We start from the raw sequence: 18,633 nt of genomic DNA on the forward strand, positions 1-18,633 counted from the left end.
GGCGCCGGCGATGGCCGAGCTCTCGGCGCAGGACAAGGAGCTGCTCGGCCGGCTCGGCACCGGCGCCACCGCCGCCGGCGAGCACCGCAAGCGCTGACCGCGGGCCGCCCGGCCGGGACGGTCGGAGCACCGCCAGGAACGCCGTCCGGTCCACCGCTCGGAGCACCGGTCGGATGAGCTGCCGGACGGCCGTCGGATCACCTGATGGATCGACAAGTCCGTTACGCCGTACGGCCTCACCCGTTCAGGGGCACTGTTGGGCCGTCGGTGTGACAGGTACCACACGTTCATGGTAAAGCTCTCATCAAATAGTTTGTGATACCGTTCACGAGTACCGAGAACACGCCGAAAGACCCAGTGGTGAAGGACTTCCGTCCCCATCGGGTCTCCTGCGACGAGCCGTGGCCGCCCAGCGGCCCAGCTCGCGGCCGACTCGCTCGGGCCGGTGTCCCCGCACCGTGCGCCACCTGTTCTCGTTGAGCCATCCCCCGTCCTCGACATGCCGCCGGAGTTGCCGACATGCCGTCCCACGACGCCCGGATCATCCGCGGCGCCGCAATCCCCACTGCGGTCGCCGGTGCCGTCGCTGTTGCGATCTCCACCGCGGTGGCGGGTGGCAAGGGGTTGATCGGAGCTCTCTTCGCAACGCTGCTGGTGATGGGGTTCTTCAGCTTCGGGCAGTTCGCCCTCGACCGGCTGACCAGGAACAACCCGCAGATCCTGATGGCCGCGGCGCTCCTGGTGTACACCACCCAGATCCTGTTGGTGGCGATCGTTCTCGCAGTGTTCAAGGACACGTCACTCTTCAACACCAAGGTCTTCGGCTTCACGCTGCTCGGATGCGCGTTGATCTGGACGGCGGGTCAGGTGCGCGCCGCCCTGAAGGCCAAGATGTTCTACGTGCAGAACGACCAGAAGTCCGACGACTCGTCGAAGCCGGGACGTCAACAGTGACCGGTGCCCACTGTCCCCCTCGCGAGGGGGGCGGTGTTTATGCGGCCCTGACAGGCTGCTATCGTCCGTCGCAACAACGGAGTACGGGAAGCGGCCAGGTCTCTCCACGCGGTGCATCGGCACCGGGCGGACGGATCGCCCCCCGGGCCCGCGCAGTCCTGAAAGATCCCGCACCGACCTCTTGTGCCGGTGCGCCGGGTCCACGAGAAACCCAACATGATCCAGTGCCGCACCGTGGCTCCGTGCCGCGCCGACACACCGAGGTTGCCGTAACCATGCGTCACGACGAAGGAGTCCGTGGTGAGTGCTGACCATCTCACGCAGCAGCTTGCCTCCGATGGCTGCCACCTGTTCTCCGGCTGCGGCTTCCCGGCCCCCGGCCTGAACGAGTTCCAGTTCGATCCGATCTTCACCGTCGCGGGCGTCGGCTTCAACAAGCCGATGCTGCTGTCGATGGTCGCCGCGCTGCTGGTGATCGGTTTCTTCTGGGTCGCCTTCGCGAAGCCGAAGGTCCTGCCGGGCAAGATGCAGCTGGTCGGTGAGATCGGTTACGACTTCGTCAAGCGCGCGGTTGTCCTCGACACCATCGGCAAGAAGGGCGAGAAGTACGCCCCGATGATGGTCACCATGTTCTTCATGGTGTGGGTCATGAACATCATGTCGGTGATCCCGTTCGCCCAGTTCCCGGTGACCGCGGTGATCGCCTACCCCGCGGGCCTGGCGCTCGTGGTCTGGGTCACCTACATGACGCTGACCTTCAAGAAGCACGGCTTCGTCGGCGGCCTGAAGAACCTCTGCTGGCCCTCGGACATCCCGGGCTGGGTCATGTTCATCCTGGTGCCGATCGAGTTCTTCTCGAACATCTTCGTGCGGCCCTTCACCCTCGCGGTGCGAGCCTTCGCCAACATGTTCGCCGGCCACCTGCTGATCGTGATGTTCTCCGTCGCGTCCTGGTACCTGCTCAGCCCCACCATCGGCGCGCTCTACGCGACCACCTCCTTCGCGGTGACCCTGGGTCTGACCGCCTTCGAGCTGCTGGTCCAGTTCCTGCAGGCCTACATCCTCGTGACGCTGGCCAGCAGCTACATCGCCGGTGCGCTGGAAGAAGCGCACTGACCGCGCTGCAGCACCCCGCATACCTCCTCCCGAAATACCTCCGGTGGCCAACCACCATCGGTTCACCACCCCGCAAAGGACAGCTGAAATGAGCAACCTCCTCGCCGCCGCCCAGTTTGGTGTCTACGGTTCCGTCGCTTCCATCGGCTACGGTCTCGCTGCGATCGGCCCCGGCATCGGTGTTGGTCTGATCTTCGGCAACGGCGTTCAGGCGATGGCCCGTCAGCCCGAGGCGGCCGGTCTGATCCGCACCAACATGTTCATCGGCTTCGCGCTGACCGAGGCGCTCGCGCTCATCGGCATCGTCATGCCGTTCGTGTTCGGTGCCAGCCCCAAGTAATCCCGCCGTAGTCCCACCGGACGGAAGGTCCAGATATGTCGCTCGCGCTGCAGTTGGCGGCTGAGGACTTCAACCCCCTCATCCCCAAGACGCCTGAGCTCATCATCGGCCTGATCTGCTTCTTCGTGGTCTTCGGTCTGCTCGGCAAGAAGCTCCTCCCCAGCATCGAGAAGGTGCTGGCGGAGCGTCGGGACCAGATCGAGGGCGGCATGGAGCGGGCCGAGGCCGCGCAGGCCGAGGCCCAGGCCCTGCTTGAGCAGTACCGCGCCGAGCTCGCCGAGGCGCGTCACGAGGCCGCTCGGATCACCGAGCACGCCCGTGAGCAGGGCGCTGCCCTGATCGGTGAGATGCGCGAGGAGGGCCAGCGTCAGCGCGAGGCCATCGTCGCCGCCGGCCACGCCCAGATCGAGGCCGACAAGAAGCAGGCGACCACCGCCCTGCGTCAGGACGTCGGTTCGCTCGCCTCCCAGCTGGCGTCCCGCATCGTGGGCGAGTCCCTCGAGGACTCGGCCCGGCAGAGTGGCGTGATCGACCGCTTCCTGGACGACCTGGAGGCCAAGGCCGCCGCGAACACGGCGGGCGCCAAGTGATCGGCGCCAGCCGCGAGGCGTTGGCCGCCGGTCGCGAGAACCTCGACAGCCTGACCGACAACACCGCGGTGGACTCGGCCAAGCTCGCCGAGGAGCTCAGCGCCGTCACGGACCTGCTGGACCGTGAGGTCTCGCTGCGCCGGGTGCTGACCGACCCCTCGCGGTCCGGTCAGGACAAGGCCCAGCTGGTCGGCTCGCTGCTGGCCGGTCAGGTCTCCGGGCCGACCGTGGACCTGGTCTCCGGACTGGTCCGCTCGCGCTGGTCCGGTGCGCGTGACCTGGTCGACTCGGTCGAGCAGCTCGCCGCCTACGCCGAGGTCATCGCCGCGGACAAGGCCGGCAAGCTGGACGACCTGGAGGACGAGCTCTTCCGGTTCGGCCGGATCGTCAGCGGCTCGCACGAGCTGCGCGCCGCGCTGACCGAGCCGAAGGCCACCAGCGCCGCCAAGGCGGAGCTGGTCCGGAAGCTGCTCGGCGGCCGGGTCCAGGCGGGCACCGTCCGCCTGGTGGTCTCGCTGGTCACCAACCCGCGTGGCCGTAGCCTGGAGCAGGGCCTCGAGTCCTACGCCAAGCTCGCCGCCGACCGCCGCGAGCGCGTGGTGGCCCTGGTCACCACCGCCGTGCCGCTCAGCGACAGCCAGAAGGAGCGCCTGACGGGCGCCCTGGGCCGGCTGTACGGGCGCGCGGTGCTCCTGAACATCGACGTCGACCCCCGGGTCGTCGGCGGAGTCCGGGTGCAGATCGGCGACGAGATCATCGACGGCACCGTGTCGAGCCGCCTCGAAGGCGCTCGCCAGGCCCTCGAAGGCTGAGCCACTCGCAGACAGCACCATCCGACCCTCGGTCGGGCGCCGGTCCCATCCCACGGGACAGCCGGCACAGACGTACGGCCGGTCCAACAGCACCGGCCGAGGATCGAATACTTGCGGCCCTCCATGGGCGGGCCGAGGATCGCAACCTAGGAGAGCAGGGAAGCCTGATGGCGGAGCTTACGATCCGGCCGGAGGAGATCCGGGACGCGCTGGCCGATTTCGTCCAGTCGTACCAGCCGGACGCCGCCTCGCGTGAAGAGGTCGGCACGGTCACTGACGCGGCGGACGGTATCGCCCATGTCGAGGGTCTCCCCTCGGTCATGGCCAACGAGCTGCTGAAGTTCGAGGACGGTACCCTCGGCCTCGCACTGAACCTCGACACCCGCGAGATCGGTGTCGTCATCCTCGGTGAGTTCTCGGGCATCGAGGAGGGCCAGACCGTGCACCGCACGGGCGAGGTCCTCTCCGTCCCGGTCGGCGAGGGCTACCTCGGCCGCGTCGTGGACCCGCTGGGCAACCCGATCGACGGTCTGGGCGAGATCGCCTCCACCGGCCGTCGCGCCCTGGAGCTGCAGGCCCCCGGCGTCATGGTCCGCAAGTCGGTCCACGAGCCGATGCAGACCGGCATCAAGGCCATCGACGCGATGACCCCGATCGGCCGTGGCCAGCGTCAGCTGATCATCGGCGACCGCCAGACCGGCAAGACGGCGGTGGCGGTCGACACGATCATCAACCAGCGTGACAACTGGCGCTCGGGCGACCCGAAGAAGCAGGTCCGCTGCATCTACGTCGCCATCGGCCAGAAGGGCTCCACCATCGCCTCGGTGCGTGGCGCCCTGGAGGAGGCCGGCGCGCTGGAGTACACCACCATCGTGGCTGCTCCCGCCTCCGACCCCGCGGGCTTCAAGTACCTCGCCCCGTACACCGGTTCGGCCATCGGCCAGGAGTGGATGTACGACGGCAAGCACGTCCTCATCATCTTCGACGACCTGTCGAAGCAGGCCGAGGCGTACCGTTCCGTCTCGCTGCTGCTGCGCCGTCCGCCGGGCCGCGAGGCCTACCCGGGTGACGTCTTCTACCTGCACTCCCGCCTGCTGGAGCGCTGCGCGAAGCTCTCCGACGAGCTGGGCGCGGGCTCGATGACCGGTCTGCCGATCATCGAGACCAAGGCGAACGACGTCTCGGCGTACATCCCGACCAACGTCATCTCCATCACCGACGGCCAGTGCTTCCTGGAGTCCGACCTGTTCAACGCCGGCATCCGCCCGGCCGTGAACGTCGGCATCTCGGTCTCCCGCGTCGGTGGCTCGGCCCAGATCAAGGCCATGAAGTCGGTCGCCGGCCGCCTGCGCCTGGACCTGGCCCAGTACCGTGAGCTGGAGGCGTTCGCCGCCTTCGGTTCCGACCTGGACGCGGCCTCCAAGGCCCAGCTGGAGCGCGGTGCGCGCATGGTCGAGCTGCTGAAGCAGGGCCAGTACCAGCCGTTCCCGGTCGAGGAGCAGGTCGTCTCCATCTGGGCCGGCACCACCGGCAAGCTGGACGACGTCCCGGTCGCGGACATCCGCCGCTTCGAGCGCGAGTTCCTCGACCAGCTGCGGATCGAGAAGAAGGACCTGCTCGCCGCGATCGTGGAGACCTCCAAGCTGGAGGACGGCACGATCGACGCGCTGACCGAGGCGATCACCGCCTTCAAGCAGGGCTTCACCACGGCCGACGGCAAGCTGCTCTCCGAGCAGGCCTGAGTCCGGTAGCGAGGGAAAGGACGTAACGACCCATGGGAGCACAGCTTCGGGTCTACAAGCGCCGGATCCGCTCTGTCACCGCGACGAAGAAGATCACCAAGGCGATGGAGATGATCTCCGCGTCGCGCATCGTCAAGGCGCAGCGCGCGGTGGCCGCCTCCACTCCGTACGCCGATGAGCTGACCCGGGCGGTGACGGCGGTGGCCACCCGGTCCAACGCCAAGCACCCGCTCACCACCGAGAACCCGCAGGCCAAGACGGCTGCCGTGCTGCTGGTGACGGCGGACCGCGGCCTGGCCGGCGGTTACTCGACCAACGCCATCAAGCAGGCGACCGCGCTCAGCGCGCGGCTGCGGGCCGAGAGCAAGGACGTGGTCACCTACATCGTCGGCCGCAAGGGTGTCCAGTACTACGGCTTCCGCAACCTGCCGGTCGCGGAGTCGTGGACGGGCTTCTCGGACAAGCCGACCTACGGCGACGCCAAGGCCGTGGCCAAGGACCTCATCGAGGCGTTCACGGCGGAGACCGGCGGGGTGGACGAGCTCCACCTGGTCTCCACCAAGTTCGAGTCGATGCTGACCCAGACCGCGGTGGACGCCCGGCTGCTGCCGCTGAAGCTGGACGAGGTCCAGCTCAGCGACGACAAGCCGGCCAAGGCGGAGATCTTCCCGCTCTACGACTTCGAGCCGTCGGCGGAGGGCGTGCTGGACGCGCTGCTGCCGCGGTACGTCGAGAGCCGGATCTACAACGCGCTGCTGCAGTCGGCCGCCTCGGAGCACGCCGCCCGGCGTCGTGCGATGAAGTCCGCGACCGACAACGCGCAGGAGCTCATCAAGGCGCTCACGCGGCTTGCCAACTCGGCCCGACAGGCCGAGATCACCCAGGAAATCAGCGAGATCATCGGCGGCGCCAACGCCCTCGCCGACGCTAACGCGGGGAGTGAATAAGACATGACCACCACTGTTGAGCCGACCACGGCGACGGGCCGCGTCGCGCGGGTCATCGGCCCGGTCGTCGACGTGGAGTTCCCCGTCGACGCGATTCCCGGCATGTACAACGCGCTGAAGCTCGAGGTCGAGGCGACCGACGGCAGCGGCAAGAAGACGCTGACCCTCGAGGTCGCCCAGCACCTCGGCGACGGCCTGGTCCGCGGCATCTCGATGCAGCAGACCGACGGCGTGGTGCGCGGCACCATCGTCACCGACACCGGCAAGGCCATCGAGGTCCCGGTCGGCCAGATCACCAAGGGCAAGGTCTTCAACGCCCTCGGCGAGGTCCTGAACACGGACAAGGCCGAGTTCGAGGCCCAGGTCACCACCCGCTGGCCGATCCACCGCAAGGCGCCGGAGTTCAAGGACCTCGAGTCCAAGACCGAGATGTTCGAGACCGGCATCAAGGTCATCGACCTCCTCACCCCGTACGTGACCGGTGGCAAGATCGGTCTGTTCGGTGGCGCGGGCGTCGGCAAGACCGTCCTCATCCAGGAGATGATCTACCGCGTCGCCGAGAACTTCGGTGGTGTGTCGGTCTTCGCCGGTGTCGGCGAGCGCACCCGTGAGGGCAACGACCTCATCCACGAGATGGTGGACTCGGGCGTGCTGGACAAGACCGCGCTGGTCTTCGGCCAGATGGACGAGCCGCCGGGCACCCGCCTGCGCGTGGCTCTGTCCGCCCTGACGATGGCGGAGTACTTCCGCGACGTCGAGCAGCAGGACGTGCTCCTGTTCATCGACAACATCTTCCGGTTCACCCAGGCCGGTTCCGAGGTGTCGACCCTGCTCGGCCGGATGCCCTCCGCGGTGGGTTACCAGCCGAACCTGGCCGACGAGATGGGCCTCCTCCAGGAGCGCATCACCTCGACCCGCGGTCACTCGATCACCTCGATGCAGGCGATCTACGTCCCCGCGGACGACCTGACCGACCCGGCCCCGGCCACCACCTTCGCCCACCTGGACGCGACGACCGTTCTGTCGCGCCCGATCTCGGAGAAGGGCATCTACCCGGCCGTCGACCCGCTGGACTCCACGTCCCGCATCCTGGACCCGCGCTACATCGCGCAGGACCACTACGACACGGCCATCCGGATCAAGGGGATCCTGCAGAAGTACAAGGACCTCCAGGACATCATCGCGATCCTCGGTATCGACGAGCTGGGCGAGGAGGACAAGCTCACCGTCCACCGTGCCCGTCGCGTCGAGCGCTTCCTGTCGCAGAACACCTACGTCGCGAAGCAGTTCACCGGCGTCGAGGGTTCGACCGTGCCGCTGAGCGAGACGATCGAGGCCTTCAACCGCATCGCGGACGGCAAGTACGACTCCGTCCCGGAGCAGGCCTTCTTCATGTGCGGTGGCATCGAGGACCTCGAGAAGAACGCCGCCGAGCTGGCCAAGAAGTAACCAGGCCGGCGACGCGCCCACCGACGACGAGGGGTGGTCCCCGAACCCTGGGGACCGCCCCTCGTCGCACGGTGGCTGTGATTCCGGTCATCTCCGCGCCTCCCGTTTCATCGCAGGGGCGCGGGCCCGTTATTCTTACCGAAACTCCCGAGTAATCGGGGGTTGCCTGAGCCTAGGAGCCCACGTTGGCTGAGCTGCACGTCGAGCTGGTCGCAGCCGACCGCAAGGTGTGGTCCGGTGCGGCCACCATCGTTGTCGCCCGCACGGCCTCCGGCGACACCGGCATCATGCCGGGGCACACGCCGGTGCTGAGCGTGCTGGAGTCCGGCCCGGTCACCATCCGCACGACCGACGGCGACACCGTGATCGCCGCCGTGCACGGTGGCTTCATCTCGTTCTCGGACAACAAGCTGTCCCTGCTCGCGGAGATCGCCGAGCTGGCGGACGAGATCGATGTGACCCGCGCGGAGCGCGCGCTGGAGCTCGCCAAGAGCGAGAGCGACGCGCACGCCGAGCGCCGCGCCGAGGTCCGCCTCGTCGCGTCGGGCCGCCGCAAGGCCGCCTGACACACGTTCGACCGACGGTCCCGGGGACGCGCGAGCGTGACCCCGGGACTGTCGTATCGGTTGGTAGTGACAGAAGTACGTTATGTGTTGGGATTTTTTACCGGGCGCGGGTCAGCGAGGAGGTCGGTGAGCATGGTCCTCGCCCTTGTGGTGTGCGCGGCGGTCGTAGCCCTGGGGGTGATCGGCCTGGTCGCCTTCGCGGTGCGCCGCCGGGTCATCCAGCGGGTCGGCGGCACGTTCGACTGCAGCTACCGGCTCAAAATGCCGGCCGACGCCTCCACAACGCCCGATCTCGACGAGAACGGACAACCCACCTCCGCCCCGGTCCCCGCGACCGACGGCAAGGGGTGGGTTTTTGGTATCGGCCGCTACAGCGGTGACCACATCGAGTGGTTCCGGGTCTTCTCCTACGCCCCCCGCCCGCGCAAGGTGCTGCCCCGCCGCGAGATCGAGGTGCTCGGCCGGCGCTACCCCGAGGGCCAGGAGGAGCTCGCCCTGCTCTCCGGCTCGGTGGTCCTGCGCTGCCTGCACAACGGCGCCCCACTGGAGCTCGCGATGAGCGACGACGCCCTGACCGGTTTCCTCGCCTGGCTCGAGGCCGCCCCGCCCGGACAGAGGGTCAACGTCGCGTAGCGACGGGCCCTCGGGTCGGGGGTCCCCCCGTCCGAAGGATGGGGGAGGGTCAACGTCGCGTAGCGGGGGAACCCGGATGAGTGATCATCCTCCGTTCTCCGGTCGGCTGTGGAGTCTGGTGTACAGACTGGCCGCAGCCGCTCAGACTGTACGGAGGAGGTGTGTTCCCGATGACCGCTATGGCCTGTGAACCAGATCTCGACACGGACCTCGACGAGGGGCCCGGCCTGGACGAAGTCCTGTGGCAGGCATGGCTCGCACTCGAACTCCCCGAGGGCTACCACGCCGAGATCATCGAGGGGTCCATCGAGGTGTCACCCACCGGACGTCGCAGCCATGCACTGGCTGCCAACAGGCTTCGCCGAGCATTGGACGCCCATCTGGCGGACGGCGACCTGGCCGCTCATCAGGACCTCAACCTGCTGCACGGCCGCAAGGTCTACATTCCCGACGTCGTCCTCGCCCCCGAGGACCTCGACGAGATCCCCGACCCGAACGGCTGGGGAGTGGACGCGACCCGGGTCTCCCTGGTCGCCGAGGTGGTCTCGCCCGGGCGGGAGGCCCGCCAGCGCGACCTCGTGCGCAAGCACCGCGCCTACGCCCAGGCCGGTATCCCGGTCTACCTGGTCATCGACGACCGTGACGGCATGGGCCACGTCACCGTGCACACCGAGCCGGACCCGAAGAAGGGCGTCTACGAGGCCTCCACCCGGGTGCCCTACGGCACGGAGGTGACCCTCTCCGAGGGGCCGGCCAAGGGTTTTGTGATCGGCGTCTCGATCACCGGTGAGCCGCGCGGGGCGTGAGTAGGCTTCGCCCCATGGTGAACCTGACGCGTATCTACACCCGGACCGGCGACGACGGCACCACGGCGCTCGGTGACATGAGCCGCACCACCAAGACCGACCCGCGGCTGCTGGCCTACGCGGACGCCAACGAGGCGAACGCCGCACTGGGCGTCGCGATCGCGGCCGGCGGGCTGGCGAGCGACGTCGTGGCGGTCCTGACGCGGGTTCAGAACGACCTCTTCGACGTCGGCGCCGACCTCGCCACGCCGGTGGTGGAGGACCCCAAGTACCCGCCGCTGCGGGTGCTGCAGAGCTACATCGACCGGCTCGAAGCCGACTGCGACCACTACCTGGAGCCGCTGGAGAAGCTGCGCAGCTTCATCCTGCCCGGCGGCACCGCTGGCGCGGCCTACCTGCACCTGGCCTGCACGGTGGTGCGGCGGGCCGAGCGCTCCACCTGGGCGGCGATCGAGGTGCACGGGGAGAGCGTCAACCCGCTGACCGCCAAGTACCTCAACCGCCTCTCCGACCTGCTCTTCATCCTGGCCCGCTCGGCCAACGCGGAGCGCGGCGACGTGCTCTGGGTGCCCGGCGAGAACCGCTGACGCGTCGTCAGGGCCGCCCGCCGCGCGCCGCACGGCTCTGACGCAGATCACACCGCCGAATCACCCCACGGCCGGGCCGCTGGCTATACAGTCCGAGCCGTGAGCGGCGCGGCTCCCGGGTGGTGACCCTGCCCCGGGCCGCGCTCGGACGGGACTTCGGGAGAAGCAGCCATGAGCAGTGTTTCCACGCAGCGTCAGCAGATCGCCGTGATCGGCGCGGGCCTGATGGGTGCGGGTATCGCCCAGGTGTCCGCGCAGGCCGGTCACCCGGTGGTGCTGCGCGATGTCACCGAGCAGGCGCTGCGGCGCGGTCTGGACGGCATCGAGGCCTCCTACGCGAAGTTCGTCAGCAAGGGCAAGCTGACCGAGGAGGAGGCCGGCGCCGCGCTCGGCCGGATCACCACCACCACCGACCTGGGCGCGATCGGCGAGGCCGACATCGTCATCGAGGCGGTCTTCGAGCAGCTCGAGGTCAAGGAGGCGGTCTTCCGCGAGCTGGACAAGCTCGCCAAGGACGGCGCCGTCCTGGGCAGCAACACCTCGGCCATCCCGATCACCCGCATCGCGGCGGTCACCGACCGCCCGGAGTCCGTGGTCGGCGTGCACTTCTTCTCCCCGGTGCCGCTGATGCGCCTGGTGGAGCTGGTGCGCGGCTACAAGACCAGCGACGCGACGCTGGCCGCCGCCCGCACCTTCGCCGAGGGGGTGGGCAAGGAGGTGGTCGTGGTCAACCGTGACGTGGCCGGCTTCATCACCACCCGCCTGATCACCGCGCTGGTGGTCGAGGCCGCGAAGCTCTACGAGTCCGGGGTGGCCAGCGCCGAGGACATCGACACCGCCTGCCGGCTGGGCTTCGGTCACCCGATGGGCCCGCTGCAGACCGCCGACCTGACCGGCGTCGACATCCTGCTGCACGCCGCGCGCAACATCTACGAGGAGACCCAGGACGAGAAGTTCGCGGCTCCGGAGATCATGGCCCGGATGGTCACCGCGGGGGACCTCGGCCGCAAGAGCGGCCAGGGCTTCTACGGCTACCAGGGCTGAGCGGACCGAGCGGCAGGAACCCGTCCAGGGCCCGGCGGTGGGTGAGCTTGCTCACGACACCGCCGCTGGGCGGGTGATTTGCGCCGCAATCGAGCGTCAGTGCCAGGCGGTCGTGCGTATATTCCCTCGGACGAGTGAAGTTGCCCCGGATCGCGCGGGGAGCAGCAACCTGGACCCCTGGTCCGGCGTCAGATGGTGGGGGTGTCCTGCTCGGGTCGCCGTCCCGGGTGCCGTGCACCCGGCGCCATCCCCGGGGACGCGGCGCCGCCGCGCGCCCGACGGGTTCTCGGTCAGGACGGCCTGTGGAGGAGGAGAGCGTGCGCATCGTGGAGGCCCGGCCGACCGGTGGCCACGCGGTGCTGGCCCTCGAGGGCCGGCTCGACGTGGGCAGTGCGGCCGACGTGCGCGCGCGCCTGCACCAGGCCGTCGACGGTGGCAGCGGTGACCTGGTGCTCGACCTGTCCGGTCTGGACTCCTGGGACGCCACCGGCCTCGGCGTGATCATGGGGACCCACCGTCGGGCCGGCCGGATCGGCCGGCGCCTGGTGCTGCGGGCCGTGCCGGCCCAGCTGCAGCGGCTGCTGGTGGCCACCCGGCTGCACCGGATCCTGGCCGTCGAGGGCGCGGTGGCCGACCCGATGGGCGCCACCCTGCCGGGGCTGGCCGGCGCCGCGCCGACGGGGCTGGCGGGCGTGCAGTCCGTGGTCGCGCCGTTGCACTGAGTGCGGCCCGGGCGTGCGCCGGGGGACCGCGCTGTGCCGGCGGCGGCGAGTGTGCGAGAGTCTGCGCTCGACAGGTCTGTTCCGTACGCGTGGGCGCCCGGTGGCCGAGGCCGCCGATCCACCCGTCGCTCGGCTGACGGCCTGTCGGCCGCGCGGGCGCGATCAGCCCGTCCCGCGGCCCGGTCGGTCAAGCAGCCGGCGGCCCACGGCCGCCCGGCGGACACAGGCGGAGCGCATCGTGGCACAGTCAGCCGGGGAGTTCGGGCAGGAGAGCCTACGCGTGCGGTCGGGCGAGGTGGTCTCCGGACGGTACCTGGTGACCGTCGCCGGAGCGGACGGTTCGGACGTCCAGCCCTGCCCGCCCGAGCACTGGCCCGAGCCGCAGCTCTGGGCGGCCCAGGCCGCCCGGCCGGGCACCCGGGCGGGTCTGGGCCCCGGACTGGGCCCCAGCCCCGCGGTGGGCCCGCTGGCGCTCGGCGCCGGCCCCGGTGACCTCCCGCTGCTGGACCGCGAGGCCGAGGTCGCCCAACTGCTCGGCATGCTCGCCGAGGGCCGCTCGATCCGGCTGGTCGGCGAGCCGGGCTCGGGCCGCAGCGCGCTGCTCTCGGCGGTCGCCGAGGGCGCGGGCGAGCTCGCCCCGCACGGCGTGGTGCGCCTCTCCGGTCACCGCCGCGAGGCCGACGACCTGTTGCAGGACCTCTTCGCCGCCACCCACCGGGCCCCGGGCTTCCGGCCCGACCATGCCCAACTGCCCGACCTGCTGGCCACCGTGGGCGCGATCGTGGTGATCGACGAGGTGCTCCCGGACGGCGCCGAGCTGGAGCGGCTGCTGGCCGCCGCGCCCGAGTGCGCCTTCCTGCTCACCGTGGCGCCCGGCTCCGGGGGCGTGCTGCCGGCCGGCTCCCGGCTGGAGGACCACCTGGTGGGCGGCCTGTCCCGACCGGCCTGTCTGGCGCTCACCGCGCGCCTGGCCGGCCGGCCGCTGGACGAGGCCGAGCGGGCCTGGGCCGTCGACCTCTGGTTCGAGTCGGAGGGGCTGCCGCTGCGGTTCGTCCAGGCGGCCGCCCTGCTGCGCCGGCGCGACACCGCCGTGGACGCGCTGCTGGCGGCCGAGGAGGACCACCACGAGGTCTTCGGGCGGCCCGAGGGCGACGAGCAGCCCTCCGACCCGGCCATCCGCGAGGCCGAGCTGCGCGGCTCGGTGCCGCTGCCCTCGGTGGCCCAGACCGCCGCCCCCGCCGTGCACCTGGTGGAGGGCCTGGGCGAGGGGGCCCGGGCCGTCCTGCGGCTGGCGGTGGCGCTGGGCGGCGAGTGTCCCACCGCGCCGCACCTGCCCGCCCTGATCGACGTGGACCACGGCGAGAGCGCGCTGCGCGAACTGGTCGACTGCGGGCTCGCCGAGTCGATCGGCGGACACCACCGGCTCACCGCGGGGGTGCTGGAGGCGCTGGCCCCGCAGTGGGAGCACGACGCGAGCAGCACGCTGGGCGCCGCCCAGCACTTCTCCTGGTGGGTCGGGCACGGCTCGGTCACCACCGGGCAGATAGCCGCCGAGGCCGAGGTGGTGCTCGGCGCGCTGCAGGCCGACCGGGACGCCGGACGCACCGACGCGGTGCTCAGCCTGGCCCGCTCGGCCGCCCCCGCGCTGGCGCTGGCGCTGCGCTGGGGGGCCTGGCGCGAGGTGCTGGAGCTGGGGCTGGCGGTCGCCCGGGAGACCGGGGACGGGCGCGAGGAAGCCTGGTTCCAGCACGAGCTGGGCGTGTACTGGTTCTGCCTGGACGCCCGCGAGCGGGCCCGGGCGGCCGTCGAGGCGGCGGGCGCGCTGCGCACCGCGCTGGGCGAGGTGCGCGCGCTGGCCGTCACCCGGCGGCTGCTGACGCTGCTGCAGGAGGTGGAGCGGCCGCGGGCGGTGACCGAGGCGCCCACCCAGGTGATCCGACGGCCGGTCATCCGGGCGCTGGCGGAGCGCTCCTGGCGCACCGCGGCGCACCCGGGGCGCGGCGTCAAGGGCGCCATCGGGCACCTGGGGACGGTGCGGGGGTGGTCGCGGCGCAGCGTGCTGCTGGCCGTCTGCGGGCTGTTCGCGCTGGGCGCGGTGGGGACCGCGGTCGGGATCGGTGTGTCGGGCGGCGCGGGTGACTCCGGCGGTCAGCCGGGCGGTACCGGGACCAGTGGCGCGGTGCTGCCGGGCGCGCCCACGACGGGTGCGACCGGCTCGGCGTCCGCCTCGGCGTCCGCGACGGCCTCCGGGTCGGCCTCGGACCCGGCGTCGGACCAGGCCTCGGCGTCCCCGTCGGCGAGCGACACGGCCACCGGGACGGCCAGTGCCAGCGCGAGCCCCACCCGCCCGCGCGGCACGGCCTCCGCCACGACGGCGCGCCCGAGCGCCACCGGTACGACCCCCGGCACGCCCAGCCAGCCGGCCCCCACCACCCCGGGTCAGCCGGCGCCGACCACCACCCCGCCGGTGGTCCCGCCGACGCCCACCTGGCGCCCCAGCCAGCCGCCGTCGCCGAGCCCCTCGCCGTCGAGTGCTTCGCCGACGTCGCCCACCTCGTCGCCGACCGACACGACCTCCCCCTCGGGGTCGGCCTCCGCCTCGGGGCCGAGCGGGCCCGCCGCGCCGAGTTCGCACTGACCCACCCGCGGCAGCCCCCGCACACCACGAGAGGGTCGCCCACCGGCAGCGGGGGCGGCTCTCGGTGTACGGAGCGCGGTGCGCGCAGGGGGCGCGCGGCTCTAGAAGAGCTTCAGCTTGTCGTCGTCGATGCCGCGCAGTCCGTCGTAGTCCAGCACGACGCAGTCGATGCCGCGGTCGGTGGCCAGCACCCGGGCCTGCGGCTTGATCTCCTGCGCGGCGAAGACGCCCTTGACCGGGGCGAGCAGCGGGTCGCGGTTGAGCAGTTCCAGGTAGCGGGTGAGCTGTTCGACGCCGTCGATCTCGCCCCGGCGCTTGATCTCGACGGCGACCGTGCGGCCCTCCGCGTCCCGGCACAGGATGTCGACCGGGCCGATCGCGGTGGGGTACTCGCGCCGCACCAGGGACCAGCCGGTGCCGAGCACCTCCATCCGGTCGGCGAGCAGCACCTGGAGGTGCGCCTCGACGCCGTCCTTGATCAGGCCCGGGTCGACCCCGAGCTCGTGGGAGGAGTCGTGCAGCACCTCCTCCAGCGTGATGATCAGCTTCTCGCCGGCCTTGTTCACCACCGTCCACGCACCCTCGCCCTCCTTGAGGCTGCACGGTGGTGACATCCAGTTGAGCGGCTTGTAGGCGCGGTCGTCGGCATGGATGCTGACGCTCCCGTCGGCCTTGACGAGGATCAACCGGGTGGCGGACGGCAGGTGCGCGGAGAGCCGACCGGCGTAGTCGACTGAGCAGCGGGCGATGACAAGACGCATGGAGCCAAGCCTAGGTGTTCGCGAGCACCGCCCGAGCGCGATCACTTTAGGTGAGTGACTCGAAACAGCGCGTGCGTCAAGGTGTCCGGAGTCCGTCGGCCGACGGACCGGATGCCCGGCGTCGTGCGCCCGTCTCCGCAGACGTGCGGCCGGGATCGAGGCCGTGCCAGAGCCAATTGAAGCGAGTCCGTACCGGGGGTGTACCGGGGAGTAGAAGGAGGCGAACCATGGGAGCACGGGAGCGGGTAGCTCCCGTGGTCTGGCGCCAGAGCGCACAGGCCGCTACGTTGGGTGACGTTCTGAGACGCCCGGGTAGCCAACGGGGATGGAGTGTGGTGATGGACCCAGGGGCCGCCCCTGGCCGTTTCGGCCATACCGGCGGCGATTTCGACAGAAATAGCGGTATTCGCCAGATTTGCCGGCCCTAGCCTGCGAACCTGGTCGACGTGGCCCGCCTGCCCCACCCAGGTGCCGTCCACGGCAGCAACACCCCGCCGGGTCCGACCGGCACCCCCCTGGTCCGGGGCGAGCGCGCCGCCATGGCGAACGCCCGCCGGCCCGGTGACCGGGACAACCGACTGAGCACGGCACGGCACCATCCGCACCCAACGCACCACCACCCGCGCGAGGTGCCCGGGTGGACCGCGAGAGGAGAACCCATGTCGCTCGACGTCTCACCGGCCCTTCTGGAGAAGGCCGAGCGAGGCGAGGTCGACGAGCGGGAGTTCGTCGACTGCGTCCGTACGTCCCTGCCCTACGCCTGGGACCTGATCAGTTCGCTGGTGGCCCAGATGGGCGTCGAGGGCACCAACTTCGCGGACAACCACGTCCCGCCGCCCAGTGAGCAGGCCCGCGGCCAGCTGCTGCGTGCCATGGCGAGTGACGCGATCCGCGGTGCCCTGCAGCGGCACTTCGGGGTCAAGCTGGCCTTCCAGAACTGCCACCGGGTGGCGGTCTTCGGGCCCGCGCAGGGCCCGGCGGGCCAGCAGATCGAGGAGCGCTACCAGCGCTTCACCTCGGTCCGGGCCCAGCTGCTGAACCAGTCGGCCGAGCTGCGCGACTGTTGATCCGTCGGCGGGGCCGGTCCCCCTCGTCCGGGACGGACCGGGGACCGACCCCGCCGACGCCGCCGTTCAGCTGAGCTGCGGCAGCACCTCGGCGCCGAGGCGGGCGATGTTGTGCAGGGTGGCCTCGCGGTCGCCGGAGCCCTCGGCGAGCAGCGCGAAGCGCCGGATGCCGGTCCGCTCGGCGGTCGCCAGCAGCCGGTCCGCGCACTGCCGCGGGGTGCCCACCGCGTGCAGGTCGCAGAGGAGTTCGGTGTACGCGTAGGGGTCGCGCATCTTGCGCTCGCGGCCGTCCACCGTGCGGTGCGCGCCGAGCCCGTACTCGAACCAGCCGGGCATCGCCCGCAGCAGGGTGGCCCGCGCGGCGGGGGAGCGGTCGGCCACCTGGGCGACCCCCGCGGCCACGTGCTCGCGCTCCACCCGGGCCAGCTGCTCCTCGCCGCGCCCGCCCTCGCGCCACGCGGTGCGGTAGGCGGCCAGCATCTGCTGCTTGTCCTCGTCGCCCGAGTGCATGCCGAGCAGCATCGGCAGCCCGCGCTCGGCCGCCAGCCGGACGCTGGCGGGCGAGGTGCAGGCGACCACCACCGGCGGCCCGGCCGCCGTGCCCGAGGGCTCGCCCGGCCGGCGCTCGGGGCCCCACGGCGCCACCGACTCCGCGGCCACGTCCAGCGGCTGGTCGCTGCGCTGGCGCGGGAAGCGCAGCGCGGGCTCCTGCTGCAGGCCCAGCCAGTCCGCGAGTTCGACCCCGCTCAGCCTGGCCGGCTCCACCGCCCGCGGCACCACCGCGACCTCCGGGAAGCTGAACTGCGGGCCGTCCGCGCGCACCCGCGAGCCGCGCAGCCACCGCAGCAGCAGGTCGAGCCGCTCGGCGAAGCCCTGCTCGAAGGCGGCCACCCCGCCGCCGAAGACCGTCAGGTCGATCCAGGGCCCGCCGCGGCCGACCCCGAGCGTGAAGCGCCCGCCGGAGGTCAGGTGCAGCAGCGCGGCCTGCTCGCCCAGCGCGACCGGGTGCGTGGTCGACAGCACGCTGACCGCGGTGCCCAGTTGGATCCGCCGGGTGCGCCCGAGCAGCAGCGCGGCCAGCGTGGCGGCGTTGGGACAGACCCCGTACGGCACGAAGTGGTGCTCGGCCAGCCAGACCGCGTCCAGCCCGGCCCGCTCGGCGGCCACGGTGGCGGCCACCGTGCGCTCCAGGGCCTGCGCGTGGCTCTGACCGGGGAACTGGGCGGAGAGCAGGAACGCGCCGACCCGCACGGTGTCCTGGGCGGCCGGGTGGCTGCCGCCGCGTTCCGCCTCGGGGGCCGGCACCGCGGCCGCGGCCGCGAGCGGCGGCGCGGGGGCCGGCAGTGGCCGGCCGGCGGTGCGCGCGTCGTCGGTGCGGACGTCGTCGGAGCGGACGGCGGCGCCGGCGCTGGTCTCGGTCACGAAAAAGCCCTCCTCGGGTGCGCGCAGGCTCTGCGAGCCCCGCCTGTCACCACGTGAGTAACCCATGTCATGTGCCAACGGCACCCCGAATCACTGATTTCCCAGAAGAACGGGTGGATAACACCGAAAACCCCGAAGTCGGCGCACAGGCCGTGATAGAGGGATAACCGCACCGTGCGCGGCCCGTAATCTGGAGGGCGAAACGCGTCCCCGCAGAGAGGTGATCACCGTGTCCCCGCGTCGCAACCGGATCAGCAATCCCGCCGACCCGAGCAGTGCGCAGCCGGCTCCGCTAGGCGGCTCGCTGCGGCGCACCGAGAGCTACCAGGGCGAGGAGGGGGGGGGGGGGGGGGTGGGGGGGCGGGGGGGGGGGGGGGGGGGGGGGGTGGGGGTGGGGGTACGGAGCAGGGGCTGGGATCCGCTACTCTGGTGCCAGC

18 protein-coding genes are annotated in these 18,633 nt (G+C 71.3%); 16 read left to right on the forward strand and 2 right to left on the reverse strand.

The window, feature by feature from the left end; all coding sequences use genetic code 11:
- The first annotated feature begins 519 nt into the window (after nt 1-519).
- The 15 genes from ABD323_RS32000 (at nt 520) to ABD323_RS32070 (ending at nt 14,946) form a co-directional block, all read left to right on the forward strand.
- Nucleotides 520-954, forward strand: a complete 435-nt coding sequence (locus ABD323_RS32000; protein ID WP_344445544.1) for a Cg1360 family ATP-synthase-associated protein — start codon at nt 520-522, stop codon at nt 952-954.
- Nucleotides 955-1,254: 300 nt separating this feature from the next.
- The gene (atpB, locus tag ABD323_RS32005) at nt 1,255-2,070 is read left to right on the forward strand and encodes a F0F1 ATP synthase subunit A (RefSeq protein WP_344445545.1); all 816 of its coding nucleotides are present in this window, start codon (nt 1,255-1,257) and stop codon (nt 2,068-2,070) included.
- 88 nt (nt 2,071-2,158) lie between these two features.
- A complete protein-coding gene (gene atpE / locus ABD323_RS32010) occupies nt 2,159-2,410 on the forward strand; it encodes an ATP synthase F0 subunit C (protein WP_344445546.1) in 252 nt (83 codons plus the stop codon).
- Between the two features lie 35 nt (nt 2,411-2,445).
- Nucleotides 2,446-3,000 carry a F0F1 ATP synthase subunit B gene (locus tag ABD323_RS32015; protein ID WP_344445547.1) on the forward strand — a complete coding sequence of 185 codons (555 nt, stop codon included), beginning with the start codon at nt 2,446-2,448 and terminating at the stop codon, nt 2,998-3,000.
- Entirely contained in the window at nt 2,997-3,812 is an 816-nt protein-coding gene (locus tag ABD323_RS32020) for a F0F1 ATP synthase subunit delta (protein WP_344445548.1), read from the forward strand. The genes ABD323_RS32015 and ABD323_RS32020 overlap by 4 nt, the downstream gene beginning before the upstream one ends.
- 167 nt (nt 3,813-3,979) lie before the next feature.
- On the forward strand, nt 3,980-5,554 hold the full coding sequence (gene atpA, locus ABD323_RS32025) for a F0F1 ATP synthase subunit alpha (protein WP_344445549.1): 1,575 nt from the start codon (nt 3,980-3,982) through the stop codon (nt 5,552-5,554).
- 32 nt (nt 5,555-5,586) lie between these two features.
- The gene (locus ABD323_RS32030) at nt 5,587-6,501 is read left to right on the forward strand and encodes a F0F1 ATP synthase subunit gamma (RefSeq protein WP_344445550.1); all 915 of its coding nucleotides are present in this window, start codon (nt 5,587-5,589) and stop codon (nt 6,499-6,501) included.
- 3 nt (nt 6,502-6,504) lie between these two features.
- The gene (gene atpD / locus ABD323_RS32035; protein WP_344445551.1) at nt 6,505-7,950 is read left to right on the forward strand and encodes a F0F1 ATP synthase subunit beta; all 1,446 of its coding nucleotides are present in this window, start codon (nt 6,505-6,507) and stop codon (nt 7,948-7,950) included.
- Between the two features lie 185 nt (nt 7,951-8,135).
- Nucleotides 8,136-8,516: a F0F1 ATP synthase subunit epsilon gene (locus ABD323_RS32040; protein ID WP_344445552.1), complete on the forward strand. Its 381-nt coding sequence runs from the start codon at nt 8,136-8,138 to the stop codon at nt 8,514-8,516.
- Nucleotides 8,517-8,648: 132 nt separating this feature from the next.
- A complete protein-coding gene (locus ABD323_RS32045; RefSeq protein ID WP_344445553.1) occupies nt 8,649-9,149 on the forward strand; it encodes a DUF2550 domain-containing protein in 501 nt (166 codons plus the stop codon).
- A gap of 179 nt (nt 9,150-9,328) precedes the next feature.
- A complete protein-coding gene (locus tag ABD323_RS32050; protein WP_344445554.1) occupies nt 9,329-9,955 on the forward strand; it encodes a Uma2 family endonuclease in 627 nt (208 codons plus the stop codon).
- Between the two features lie 14 nt (nt 9,956-9,969).
- Nucleotides 9,970-10,542 (forward strand): cob(I)yrinic acid a,c-diamide adenosyltransferase, encoded by a 573-nt coding sequence (locus ABD323_RS32055; protein WP_344445555.1) that lies wholly within the window; start codon nt 9,970-9,972, stop codon nt 10,540-10,542.
- Nucleotides 10,543-10,713: 171 nt separating this feature from the next.
- Nucleotides 10,714-11,586 (forward strand): 3-hydroxyacyl-CoA dehydrogenase family protein, encoded by an 873-nt coding sequence (locus ABD323_RS32060; RefSeq protein ID WP_344445556.1) that lies wholly within the window; start codon nt 10,714-10,716, stop codon nt 11,584-11,586.
- 326 nt (nt 11,587-11,912) lie between these two features.
- Nucleotides 11,913-12,308 (forward strand): STAS domain-containing protein, encoded by a 396-nt coding sequence (locus tag ABD323_RS32065; protein ID WP_344445560.1) that lies wholly within the window; start codon nt 11,913-11,915, stop codon nt 12,306-12,308.
- A 238-nt stretch (nt 12,309-12,546) separates the two neighbouring features.
- Nucleotides 12,547-14,946, forward strand: coding sequence for an ATP-binding protein (locus ABD323_RS32070; RefSeq protein WP_344445557.1), 2,400 nt, complete (start codon nt 12,547-12,549; stop codon nt 14,944-14,946).
- A gap of 101 nt (nt 14,947-15,047) precedes the next feature.
- On the opposite strand, the gene nucS is transcribed toward ABD323_RS32070, so the two are convergent.
- Nucleotides 15,048-15,707 (reverse strand): endonuclease NucS, encoded by a 660-nt coding sequence (nucS, locus tag ABD323_RS32075; RefSeq protein WP_344445558.1) that lies wholly within the window; start codon nt 15,705-15,707, stop codon nt 15,048-15,050.
- Nucleotides 15,708-16,366: 659 nt separating this feature from the next.
- Here nucS and ABD323_RS32080 point away from each other — a divergent pair.
- Nucleotides 16,367-16,774, forward strand: a complete 408-nt coding sequence (locus tag ABD323_RS32080) for an SCO5389 family protein (protein WP_344445559.1) — start codon at nt 16,367-16,369, stop codon at nt 16,772-16,774.
- Nucleotides 16,775-16,840: 66 nt separating this feature from the next.
- On the opposite strand, the gene ABD323_RS32085 is transcribed toward ABD323_RS32080, so the two are convergent.
- Entirely contained in the window at nt 16,841-18,025 is a 1,185-nt protein-coding gene (locus ABD323_RS32085) for an LLM class flavin-dependent oxidoreductase (RefSeq protein WP_344445561.1), read from the reverse strand.
- Nucleotides 18,026-18,633: the final 608 nt, after the last annotated feature.

Source organism: Kitasatospora nipponensis, from assembly GCF_039528135.1.
GTDB lineage: Bacteria > Actinomycetota > Actinomycetes > Streptomycetales > Streptomycetaceae > Kitasatospora > Kitasatospora nipponensis.